The 11592-nt window shown below is 40.0% G+C and carries 11 protein-coding genes; 2 read left to right on the forward strand and 9 right to left on the reverse strand.

Annotation, left to right across the window (positions count from 1 at the left end; all coding sequences use genetic code 11):
- Positions 1-63: 63 nt before the first annotated feature.
- Entirely contained in the window at positions 64-324 is a 261-nt protein-coding gene (locus D0469_RS22195) for a GH32 C-terminal domain-containing protein (protein WP_158553605.1), read from the reverse strand.
- A 484-nt stretch (positions 325-808) separates the two neighbouring features.
- Between D0469_RS22195 and D0469_RS19680 the strand changes: the two genes are divergently transcribed.
- On the forward strand, positions 809-2047 hold the full coding sequence (locus D0469_RS19680; protein WP_117328425.1) for an MFS transporter: 1239 nt from the start codon (positions 809-811) through the stop codon (positions 2045-2047).
- Between the two features lie 218 nt (positions 2048-2265).
- Here D0469_RS19680 and D0469_RS19685 read toward each other — a convergent pair whose 3' ends face one another.
- From D0469_RS19685 to D0469_RS19705, 4 genes are all read right to left on the reverse strand, one after another.
- Positions 2266-2550 carry a hypothetical protein gene (locus D0469_RS19685; RefSeq protein WP_199478593.1) on the reverse strand — a complete coding sequence of 95 codons (285 nt, stop codon included), beginning with the start codon at positions 2548-2550 and terminating at the stop codon, positions 2266-2268.
- 172 nt (positions 2551-2722) lie between these two features.
- Positions 2723-4276, reverse strand: a complete 1554-nt coding sequence (locus D0469_RS19690; RefSeq protein WP_117328426.1) for a fatty acid--CoA ligase family protein — start codon at positions 4274-4276, stop codon at positions 2723-2725.
- Positions 4277-5027: 751 nt separating this feature from the next.
- On the reverse strand, positions 5028-6017 hold the full coding sequence (locus D0469_RS19700; protein WP_117328428.1) for a lipoate--protein ligase: 990 nt from the start codon (positions 6015-6017) through the stop codon (positions 5028-5030).
- Positions 6018-6032: 15 nt separating this feature from the next.
- A complete protein-coding gene (locus D0469_RS19705) occupies positions 6033-6767 on the reverse strand; it encodes an MBL fold metallo-hydrolase (RefSeq protein ID WP_117328429.1) in 735 nt (244 codons plus the stop codon).
- 226 nt (positions 6768-6993) lie between these two features.
- Between D0469_RS19705 and yhfH the strand changes: the two genes are divergently transcribed.
- Positions 6994-7125: a protein YhfH gene (gene yhfH, locus D0469_RS19710; protein ID WP_101591281.1), complete on the forward strand. Its 132-nt coding sequence runs from the start codon at positions 6994-6996 to the stop codon at positions 7123-7125.
- A gap of 170 nt (positions 7126-7295) precedes the next feature.
- Here the strand turns inward: yhfH and D0469_RS19715 are convergent, their stop codons facing one another.
- The 4 genes from D0469_RS19715 to D0469_RS19725 form a co-directional block, all read right to left on the reverse strand.
- Positions 7296-9509 carry a YhgE/Pip domain-containing protein gene (locus D0469_RS19715; protein ID WP_117328430.1) on the reverse strand — a complete coding sequence of 738 codons (2214 nt, stop codon included), beginning with the start codon at positions 9507-9509 and terminating at the stop codon, positions 7296-7298.
- A 72-nt stretch (positions 9510-9581) separates the two neighbouring features.
- Complete coding sequence (locus D0469_RS19720; RefSeq protein WP_117328431.1) at positions 9582-10157, reverse strand: TetR/AcrR family transcriptional regulator; 576 nt, start codon at positions 10155-10157, stop codon at positions 9582-9584.
- 496 nt (positions 10158-10653) lie between these two features.
- On the reverse strand, positions 10654-10791 hold the full coding sequence (locus D0469_RS21280) for a hypothetical protein (protein WP_158553604.1): 138 nt from the start codon (positions 10789-10791) through the stop codon (positions 10654-10656).
- Positions 10792-11115: 324 nt separating this feature from the next.
- Positions 11116-11415, reverse strand: a complete 300-nt coding sequence (locus D0469_RS19725; RefSeq protein ID WP_117328432.1) for a hypothetical protein — start codon at positions 11413-11415, stop codon at positions 11116-11118.
- Positions 11416-11592: the final 177 nt, after the last annotated feature.

Raw genomic sequence — 11592 nt, forward strand, 5'->3', positions numbered from 1 at the left:
ATAAAAAAGTTATACTTTCTTATCTTAATATAAAAAGGATAAATAAACGGACATTCCGTTTATCTATCCTTTTTCAGTAAAAACTCTCACATTGAAAAGTTGCCATTTTGTTATGGAGCAGGATACCTGTCCTTCTGCTGAAAATAATATTTGTCGGTCCTCATAATTAAGAAAATATCTTGAAGTAAACACTTCAGAACCTCCATTAGCAAAAACTTCAATACAAGAAATATCAAGGAATAAGTGATGGCTTACAAGTTTGTCCAGTTTACAGCTTCTTTTCTCACAGCCATCACCGTTAAATTTCTTTCTTTCTAGGATAATGCTTGTTCACCTGTTTTAAAAACAAGACTGGTATTTCTCCTGATGCTGATTTCAAAGCCTGCCGTATTTGCACCTACTTCAAACTTCAAAATCTTCCATTAGTATTTCGGTAGCTGTACCCGCGATACCTGGAAATACTTACCCTTCCAGGCTAATCTTGGGAGGACGACACCGATAACCTTCGTCTTCTTTATTCCTAATACTTTAGCCTGCTCACTACTTTTGCAGCTTGATGCACCTACCTCTCACTCTTGACAGCAATTCAGTAGTGGCTTTGTACTTACGTTCTCAATTGAGAAGCTATGCTAAACAGACTGTTTTTATATGTCCCTCTTGCCTCCGGAGAACCGCCATTGTACAATTCATTTCGGCCTATTAATCTGGCTCAGAATTACATTGAATAAACCTGCATTTATCCGCTGATAATACTCCGTCCAATGCCAGCATAAAATAAATTTAGAATATAAAAAGGAGAGCTATATTCTTGAGTTATACAAAAAATGAAAAGTTAAGTTTCTATAATGGCATCGCCTCTACTGCCTCTACAAATATGGTTAATGGTTATATCCCGTTGTTTGCAATAAGCGTATTGGGAGCAACCAATACTCAGATGGGCCTGATCACATCACTTCCATCCATCATCGGAATGCTGGCTGTCATTCCCGGTGCCATCCTGTTGAATAGGGTTCAGAGCAAAAAGAACTTTGCCGCCTTGTCTACCCTGGCTACGAGATTTTTATTTATGCTTATATTGTTTATTCCGTTCCTCTCCCAAACGCATGCTGCGTGGATTCTTGTTATTTTGATTGCCCTATTGAATTTTCCGGGCTCGCTTTCCAATTTATCATGGCAGTCGATGATCGGCGATTTAATTCCAAGTGAACGAAGAGGCAACTTTTTTAGTTCCAGAAACCGATACAACACGATTGCCGCTCTTGCTGTGACATTCTTATCTGGTTTCTTTTTAAACCTGTTCGATAAAAACGATGCTTATCCTTATCAAATATTAATAATACTAGGTTTTATTTTTGCGATATTTGAAGTTTGGTATTTATTTAAACATAAAGAGGATAGCACTAAAAAAGAGAATAATGAACAAGCCTCAGAACACAGTAAAAAGTTCTCGATGGAAGTATTCAGCTATAAACCTTATGTTATGTTTTTGATTTGCGCCCTGCTTTTTAACTTTGCCGCCCAGATGGGATGGTCGATTTTTAGCATATACCATATCAAAGAGGCCAATGCCACAGCGATGTGGTTCAGTTTATTCTCGGTTACAAACCAGCTTGCACAGATTATAAGCATCAAATGGTGGGCTAATGCGGCTGACCGTTGGGGAAATACAATGGTTCTATTCGTAGCCGCTGCAGGTATGGCAACAGCACCCGTGTTGACGATTCTTTCAGCTAATCTTATTTATTTAACGTTAATAAACTTATGGATTGGGCTATTTGTATCCGGAACGAATCTGCTTCTGTTTAACCAGTTGCTTAAAGCAACACCTGATGCAGATCGGACGAATTATATTGCCAACTACACCTTCTTACTGGCAATAGTCGGCTTCATTGCACCTCAAACCGGCGTTTATTTGCTGAATTTACTTGGAATGAATCATGCGATGACGATTGTTTCTGCAGCCCGTTTCATTGCAGCCTTTTCATTTTTATTTGTGGCTATAAAGATCAATAAACGCCAATCCGTTGAAGCCATTCAGCTTCCATAGGAAACTCCGTTTAATGAAGAAGTAAGGACCTTGATTCTGTCTGAAGCTGAGATCAGATTAAAATCCACAATTCTTACTTGCTTATAAATTCATAATTAAAAAATAAAGCCTCACAAGTGCCCTCTGGAGCATCTTATAAGGCTTTATTAATAATAAGGGTGTTAGAATTAAATTCTTTTATTTAGGCAAGGCTTTTATCCTGTTACGGCTATCCTTGATCAGTAGTTGTCATCCCATCCTCCGTACCCATAACCGCCTCCGTATCCGCCTCCGTATCCGCCTCCATAGCCATATCCCGGATAATATGGGTAATACGGATAGTATGGATAGGAGGGATAATAGGGATAGTATGGATAATAATAAGGGCGACGCGGCCTTGGTCTTGGTCTTGGCCTTGGATAAGAGTATCCGTAAGGCTGCTGCCGCTGATCAATTTGCTCCATAAAGTTAAGACCATTTTCCATCATTTGAGGATATTCCGGATTTATATATTGTGGCTGCATAACGTACCTCCCAGAAAGTTAACTACCCTACACCATATTCAACAGTGCATTTTTAGGTGTATGTCCCTTTCGTACCGAAATCATGGGATGAATTCATTGTAGCCCTGTTTGTATGCACTGGCCGACAAAAAAGAGACCTTCCTGCATAGTAGGTCTCCTGCGATTTTAGATATTAATGGTTCTGCAATATTTGACTTCTTAATGACCTTCGCAGTATTTTTCCAGTCGTATTCTTCGGCAGCTCCTCGAGAAAATCAATCTGGCTTGGAAGCTTATACTTAGCAAGGTGCTCTGAGCAGAAAGCCTTCAATTCTGCTTCTGTTAATAAGTCATTTTTCTTCACTACAAAGCAGTGGACTGTTTCACCCTGATTTGGATCTGGAACCCCAATTACCGCGGCTTCCACTACATCTGGATGAGAGTAAAGCACTTCTTCCACTTCTCTTGGGTAAACATTGTAACCTCCGACAATGACCATGTCTTTTTTACGGTCAACTATGTAAAAATACCCTTCATCGTCCATCCTTGCCAGGTCACCTGTGTATAGCCAGCCATCTTTAATGGCAGCTGCTGTTTCCTCGGGAAGCTTGTAATAACCCTTCATTACATTTGGCCCTTTTACAACTAATTCGCCAACTTGCCCTACTGGAACTTCCTCTCCCAGCTCGTCGACAACCCTGTTTTCCACGTGAATTATTGAGGTTCCGATTGAACCCGGTTTTCTCGGACGGTCAAGCGGGTTAAAGCATGTAACAGGTGATGCTTCAGATAATCCATACCCCTCCGAAATCTGAACATTAAACTTTTTTTCAAAGCTATTAAGAAGCGCAACCGGCATGGAAGCCCCACCGGAGATACATAGGCGGAGCGACTTAAGATCTTCTGCTGTCCCTTCTTCGTATTGATAAAGGAAATTGTACATTGTAGGGACACCCGCAAACAATGTAATCTCATATTCCGATGCAATCCGGAACACTTCCTTCGGGCTGAATCTCGGAACGATTACAAGAGTTCCCCCGCTCATTAACGGTGCATTCAATGCCACGGTAAGGCAGAAAACATGAAACATTGGCAATGCAGTGATCACTCTGTCATTTTCATTAATTTTCAGGTAGTCGGCGACATCTTGAGCATTTGAATATAAATTTTTATGCGTTAGCATCGCTCCTTTTGGTTTGCCAGTTGTCCCAGAAGTATAAAGGATAATAGCCGTTTCATCTTCCTCAAGCTCTGGTCCCTGGAAACCTGCGTCTCCTGAAGCGACTACGGATGTAAACGATTTCAATTTAGGGTAAATTGACAAAGAATGAACGTCTAGTCCGCCCTTCTCCTCAGTAGTATCACAAGAAATCACATGCTCTACCCCAGGAAGCAATGAATCCATTTTCTCCATTAATGGCAAAAGTATATCAAGCGTGATAACTGTTCTTACATCTCCATTGTTCAGGATATAGCCAATCTCGTCAGGTGTATAAATCGGATTGATTGGTATTACTGTTGCACCTAATCGCAGTGCACCATATAACCCAATAATGAAATAAGGAGAGTTGCCCAAAAGCAATGCAACATGGTCCCCTTTTTTCACCCCTAATTTACCAAGGCCATCTGCGAATTTGGTTACTGAAGCATCTAGCTCCGCGTAAGTTGTTGCCTGATCCATAAAATAAAACGCCGGTTTGCCTGCCGATATCAAAGATGTTTCATGAAGCTTTGCCGATAAATTCATACTTCTCCATCCCCCTTTTATCTGGAACCAACCATGAATGAATACTCATTCATTTTTTAGCATTTTGAAATTTCAAAATATATTATATTAAAAGAATTCATTTTCGGCAATGTTTATGTTACAAAACTCTCCAATAGGCGAGCTGACTAAAGTAACATTGTTGGCCGGCCAAGGCGGTTCACATCCAGCTCTGCAGTAGTAAGGCTGTAACTGGCACCAAAGCCTGTGTCCTGCTTTTTTGTTATAGAATGCTGGAATCACATTTTTTATTATTAGATTCTTATTCAGTGAAAAATCCCCTATTGAAAGGGTCTTATCTACGAAATTTACTAATTTGATTCTGTTTTTGATTATTTTGCGTTTGCTCCTCCGTAAGCGGCTCATTTGAATTCTCAATTGTAACCCGCACCTGTCCAATGTAGACGATTGTTCACTTTCTGCGCGACTGCAAAATTACCTTACAAGGGAACAAATGTTATCTAATGATGAGATTGATACCCTGATCTAAATATTAAAAGTTTCCTTAAATACCCTATCCGCTTTTATTTGGGAAAATAAAACTTATTGAATTGGAGTCTATGTCAATGACCGCTATTTTCTTTTCCAAATTTTCACCATCCTCACTTATGTTTTTACCTCCGTGAATTGGTATAAGAACATACAATAGCCTGTATAGAGATCCTTTCCATACAGGCTATTGTAACAACTTTGTTTTATCATGCTTCCGTTCGGACATCGGCAGGATTATCCATTAATAGATTAAATCAATCAAATCCTCACGTGAAACATTACCAAAATAATGTTTGATGTCAATGTCCTGTAACTGTTTTTCAATTTCATTCCGCTCATATTTGCTTCCGATCAGCCTGCTTTCAATATCTTCTACGTCTCCTAGGCCAAAAAAGTCTCCATATATCTTACAATTGTCAATTACACCCTTCGAAATATCGAGACGAAAATCAATCGATCCAACCGGGAATCTGCGTGAGTGCTGCAGATTGAATTTGGGTGATTTTCCGTAATTCCAATCCCAATTCCGATAGCGTTCTTCTGAAAGCTTGTGGATTTTTTCCCAATCATCGTCTGTTAGGACATACTCCGGAATTTCAATTGAACCTTCAAAAATATTCTTAAGCAGCAGAAAACGGAATTGCTCCATTGTTATAGGCTCATTCAAAAACTCTGATATATTGGCCACCCTGCTCCTGATTGATTTAATCCCTTTTGATTCAATCTTGTCCTTTTTGACCCTTAAGGCAGAAACTACATTTTTCAGCTCAGAGTTCAGCATTAAGGTACCATGGCTAAACATCCGTCCTCTTGTGGAGAACTGGGCGTTTCCTGAGATCTTCCGCCCTTCGGCAAGAATATCGTTTCTGCCGCTAAGCTCGGCCTTTACTCCCAATTTTTTCAAGACAGCAGTAACAGGTTCAGTGAACTTTTGGAAATTGTGAAAGCTGTCCCCATCATCCTTTGTAATAAAACTGAAGTTTAGGTTTCCGTGGTCATGGTACACCGCTCCTCCTCCGGAAAGCCTGCGCACGACCTTTATGTCATTTTTCTCGACATATTCTGTATTAATTTCTTCAATGGTATTCTGGTTTTTACCAATGATAATGGAAGGTTCATTTATGTAAAACAATAAATACGTTTCGTTGATATCCAGGTTTCTTAGTGCGTATTCCTCAATGGCCAGATTTATGCGAGGATCTGTGATCCCTTTGTTATCAATAAACAGCATCACAATTCCTCCAGATTATAGCTGAAATTCCATATCGCTTTGGGCGATAGCTATTTCACGGGTGAATATCTCAGAAGCTTCCTTTTTCAGCTGGGACAATTCTCCAAAGTGCGGTAAATGTGTCAGCATAAGCAGCATTGCGTTAGCCTGATGCGCAACCCTTCCTGCATCCCTGCTAGTCATATGGCCCGCTCCTGACCCATCCACATGGCCGTAAAAATTGCTTTCGCAAAGGAGGAGATTTGCGTCGGCTGCAAAGTCGGACAATTCATCCATATACGCTGTATCACCTGTATATACGAGCGTCTTTCCACCCGATTCTATTCTCATAGCAAAGCACGGAACTGGGTGTATTGTCTTCATGAATGTAAATTTAAAAGGCCCGATGTTAACTGGCTTGTCTTCTGTATACTCTATTCCCTTTGTGATATCCTTGTAGGTTAATTTTTCGAACTCAACCCTATCGAGGGTATGGCCGTAGATTGGCAAGTTTTTTTTCTCATTGCCAAGAAAACTGCCTATAAGCAGGGCATGCTGAAGAACTCCAATGTCGGCCACATGATCTGGATGGTAATGGGAAAGCACAACAGCATCCAGTTCTTCAGGCTTCAAATGGTTTTGAAGCCTTGACAGCACACCGCTCCCACAATCAATCAACAACTTGAAATTCTCGCATTCAAGCAGGTACCCAGAACTCGCTTCGTTCTTTGCCGGATAGCCGCCCCAGCATCCTATTACCGTTAATTTCATATACTCACTCCTATGTCTAATTAAAGTTCAATAGATAATGATTCAGCCCCAAATAAGGGAGCTTCGGTTTTCTTTCAATATAAACCATTATGCCCATTTTTTCATCTTTTTGAAATTTGTTATAAAACATCATTGACATGTTTCACCTGTTATAATACACTACTAGTAACAAAAGAAAACAAACTGTTTCTACTATTCTGAAAAATTTAATTGGAGGCTGATGATCATGATCCAAAGCAGCATTGAATTTTTTAAAAACCTGCCCGCCAAGCAGTGCAGTGAGTGCGGCGAAAAAATCGAAGAACAGCACGAGTGCTACGGCAACAAGTGCGACAAGTGCAACCATATCTCCAATTGATTTTTAATACTGGGTACTACATCTGCTTAACACCTTGAGAGCGGATGCTTCCATATTATGTTCTGGTTATAGTTGCCAAACAAAACTCTCTCTACCATTGCTATATGCAAAAAACCGGCTGCCAAAACTGGCAACTGGTTCTTTTTTGTATATCCGTTAAAACTGTTATATTACACGTTTTCCTTTCCTTTACTGGAAAAAGCGGAATAGCTCCTTTTATATTTAAAACTAAAGTAGCCAATGGTTCCAGCGATAAATACTGCTGTAAAACCTAATAGCACATAGGCATTTTCCCACATAAAGACGAAGTTTCCGCTTGAAATGACTTCCTTAAAGCCCTGAACCGAATATGTCATGGGCAGGAATGAATTAAAAACCTGCAGCTGAGCTGGAATTAATTCCAGCGGGAAGGTTCCGGCACTTGTTGTAAGCTGCAGGATTAAGATGATAATTGCAGCGAATCTCCCTGGGTCTCCTAATGACGTTACAAAGAACTGAATAAGTGTAATAAATACCAGACTTGTTATAATGGCAAAAAGCATAAACAAAGGTACATTTTGCACCTTAATCCCCAATCCCCATAATAAAATAGCTGATGCAATAAGGGCCTGAATTATTCCGGCTCCAGCCAATACGCCAAACTTGCCTATGAACCAGCTGAAGCCATTTTTTGGAGTGACCGCTGGCTCTCTCAGTGGATACACAATCGATAGCATCAGTGCTCCGACAAATAATCCTAATGACAGGAAGTAAGGTGCAAAGCCTGTTCCATAGTTTGGAACATGATTGATTACGTCCTTCTCTACTTTTACAGGTGAAGCCATCATATTAAAGGTTTTATCATCCGCTTTTACACCAGAAGCTTTTTCTTTTGCATCGTCCAGTTTCTCCTTAAACTCTTTTGATCCTTCTGCAAGCTTTGATGTTCCACTGGTTATCTTAGATGATCCGTCAGCCAGCTGGCCTGCACCATCCGCCAGCGCAGCTGTTCCATCTTCAAGCTGTGTTATTCCGTTTGAAAGACTTTCTGCTCCGCCGGCTAGCTTGCCTGCACCTTCTTTTGCTTCACTTAATTTAGCACTAACCTGGGAAATTCCTGCTGTCATTTCCGTTTGGCCAGCCTGAAGCTGCTGGCTGCCTGATTGCAGCTCACCGCCTGCTTTGCTTAATTTTTCCAAACTTTGCTGAAGCTTTGTTTGACCATTATTTAACTCATCCAGCTTCACCGCTAGCTGTCCTGCGCCGGATGAAAGCTGTCCAGCGGATTGTGAGAGCTTAGCTGTTGCGGATGCCACTTCACCGCTGCCAGCATTGATCTTTCCAAATGCTGCAGTTAACTCAGCTTGTTTATCGGCTGGAAGGGATGCCAACAATGGTCCAAGCATAGTTTGCAGTTCTGCCACTCCAGACTGCAGCTGTGAAGCACCATTTGATGTATTGGCCGCGCCTTCTTTAAATGAATTTAGGTTATCGCTAAGCTTCACTGCCCCTTGATGTATTTGGGCAGTCCCATTGACTATTTGGGAACTTGCCTGGTTAGCAGCCTCAGTTCCTTGATGTACCTGTAACATACCAGTAACAAGCGCTTCTGAACCAGCCTCAGCCTTCTTCGCTCCGTCCAGCAGCTGCCGCTGTCCTTCTGAAAGTTTAACAAGACCTTCAGCCAGCTCCTTCGTGCCACTTGTCAGCTTGGTTGAACCACTTTGCACCTTTACAGCGCCACTACGAAATTCAAGTTGTTTTTCCGCAAGCATGGAGAGTTTTTCCTGAAGCGTTTTTGCTCCCGAGTTCACTTCATCGATTCCTGAATTTAATATTTCTGCATTTTTACTGGCAGCAGTAAAACCATCAGTCATCTTCGATATACTATCAAACATGGTTTCTGCATATGTTTCCGTTACCTTCTCTGATAATGAAACCTTAATCCGGGCAACTGCTGTTTCCCCGATTTGAGACGATAGAAAGTTGTAGCTCTCATTCGGAACATATTTTAATTCCAGTTTTTCCGGGTTTTCATTTAAAAGAGTAGTTGCATTTCTTGAAAATGACTCAGGAATTTCAACTAATAAATAGTAGTCCTGATCTTTCAGTTTTTTATAACCTTCATCTTTTTGTACAAAGTGAAAATCAAATTCGTCACTTTCCTTCAATTTTTTAACAAAATCATTACCAAGTTCTATAGCCTCACCATCCATTTCAGCACCTTTGTCACCGTTTACGATTGCAACAGGCAATTGGTCCAAATGCTTATATGGATCCCAGAAAGCCCACAAAAACATTCCGCTATATAAAATAGGAATAAAAAGCACAGCCAAAATCGGAATGAGGAGTTTCCGATTCGACAAGATTGCCTTTAACTCTTGTATCAATAATTTACCGCCCACTATTACCCCTCCTGGTTGAGTGACCAATTTGTTCATCTGGTCATTTTATTCTAAAAAAATGAGGATTATCTGCTAGAATTTCGACAATCCTTTAAAAAGATAAAGCTGAAATAACTCTGCAATTTCCTTTTTGTTTAATGGCTTATGTCTTTTTTCCCAATCAAAGATTAGCGCAATATAAATCTTTAGCATCATAAAAGCAGTCAGCTCAGGATCACATTTCCGAATTTCACCCTTTTCAATTGCTATTTCTACTTTTTCTTTAATATAGCTTACAATCTCAGCTTCTACTTTACTTACCATTTCTAAAACTGCCGGTGTACCGATTTCTTTTTCTTCTTGGAGAAGCTTAATGGTAAACTGGTGCTCCAGCCTGTATTTTAAAAGCCTATAAAGAGCCCTATGGACATTTTCATAAAAGGAAAGATTAACGTCAATCGATTCTTCCGCTTCCTGTTTCATCTCGAAAATCAGATTTTGAACAATTTCACCAAAGAGTTCTTCTTTATTTGTAAAAAAAGTATAAATTGTCCCCTTGCCAACATTAGCAATTTTTGCTACTTGTTCCATTGTCGTTGCTTTATATCCAAATTGGGAAAAAGACTTCGCAGCAGCGTCTAATATAAGTTTTTTACGGTTGACAGCCATTCGCTCACTCCTGATTGACCAACTGAACAAAACGGTCATAAAGTTCAACAATAATAATATCAAAATGTTTCTTGCAATGCAAATAATTTTTGTATTAGTATATCGGGTTCAGAAGCACAATACCGTTTGTAAAAAAACTTATTCCCTGGTTATCTTCTCCGATACATCAAATTTTCCTTCAATGCCTTCCTCCACAGTTCTGTTTCACCCAGCGAAAAAAGCTCCATCTATTTTGTTATTTTGATGGCCCGGTATCTCCACATGGAATCCCTCATAATCAAAATAAGCGGATTTTGTTGATTCCGGATCATGATTGAAACCGTGGATTAAAGCAGCAATCCCAAGAAAGAGGGTATTATCATCCTCTTGAGATCTTTTTCAACATTAATCTATATATTTTCTTAAGGGGGGAGAGAGATACTGTTGATCAGTCCGTTTTATTGATCAGTTTTAATCACATAGAATAATTTAACCTTAATTTTCAATTTATTTGGTGCTACTGCTTCAAAAAAGTTAAGATAATAAATGCCACAAAAGCGAAGAAACATATGTTCAGCAAAAAGCCCACCGCAATATCTCTTAATCTTACAAAACCATACTGTTTAGCTACCGTTTGCCGTGCCTTGCGATTCATGTTTTTCCACCCTTTACCGATTCCTTTGAATCTATCATACTATATCCCTATTTTTCTGAGTAGATAGAAAAACGTTAAAGTAACAGCAGATTTTTAAGAGGACGGTACAAAGTGAGCGGGTGAAGGTCCCTTTGTAAAGAAAGAACGGCTAAAATAGCCACGTCCACACTAGGCTGACGCTTTTTTACCTGCTATGTTATCCTTTCCAAGCGGGCCATGTCATTTCGTTACGCTGTCCTGGTCCGACGTGGCAAACGTCCGCTAATTCTGGCACAAAGTCCGACTCTTGAAAAAATTAATAAGGGGTGCCAAATGGCCCCCTAATTATTGCAATTCCTGTTCTGAACCAGATATAGGCGAGCCGGTGGACGTATGCTCATTTACCCAATTAAGAGCGGTATCGATAATCAAAGGCGCATTTGGAATCTTTCCTTTATGCTGCTGAATCCAGTTCAGACAAAATTGCGGGTCAATGTTTTCATCGTCACACTTGGATAAAAAGGAGCGTACATTGTTTTCGTTACAGTCTTCCCATGATACACATGTAATACGCCAAATATCTTCCATTTTCTCCTGTACAGCAAAATCAGGATTGAAGTTAATCCATTGGTTCTGATCTGACATATACATCCCTCCTAATAATGTCTTAATTCACATTAGACATTATAACCAAACAGCCAATTTTTCATTTTATCGATTGAGCTAAAGAAGGAATTTCATAATAAAGTTATCCCATTGCAAAGATCTTTTTTTAAAATCAAGTAGGAGGGGGTGACTAACCCCCGTCCTCTCACACCACCG

The sequence above is a fragment of the Peribacillus saganii genome (assembly GCF_003429095.1).
Classification (GTDB): Bacteria; Bacillota; Bacilli; order Bacillales; family DSM-1321; genus Peribacillus; species Peribacillus saganii.

Coding starts and splice junctions, on each gene's coding strand:
- D0469_RS19685 (WP_199478593.1), bottom strand. CDS start 2,550: ATGCAGCCACAATATATAAATCCGGAATATCCTCAAATGATGGAAAAT.
- D0469_RS19690 (WP_117328426.1), bottom strand. CDS start 4,276: ATGAATTTATCGGCAAAGCTTCATGAAACATCTTTGATATCGGCAGGC.
- D0469_RS19700 (WP_117328428.1), bottom strand. CDS start 6,017: ATGCTGTTTATTGATAACAAAGGGATCACAGATCCTCGCATAAATCTG.
- D0469_RS19705 (WP_117328429.1), bottom strand. CDS start 6,767: ATGAAATTAACGGTAATAGGATGCTGGGGCGGCTATCCGGCAAAGAAC.
- yhfH (WP_101591281.1), top strand. CDS start 6,994: ATGATCCAAAGCAGCATTGAATTTTTTAAAAACCTGCCCGCCAAGCAG.
- D0469_RS19720 (WP_117328431.1), bottom strand. CDS start 10,157: ATGGCTGTCAACCGTAAAAAACTTATATTAGACGCTGCTGCGAAGTCT.
- D0469_RS21280 (WP_158553604.1), bottom strand. CDS start 10,791: ATGAATCGCAAGGCACGGCAAACGGTAGCTAAACAGTATGGTTTTGTA.
- D0469_RS19725 (WP_117328432.1), bottom strand. CDS start 11,415: ATGTCAGATCAGAACCAATGGATTAACTTCAATCCTGATTTTGCTGTA.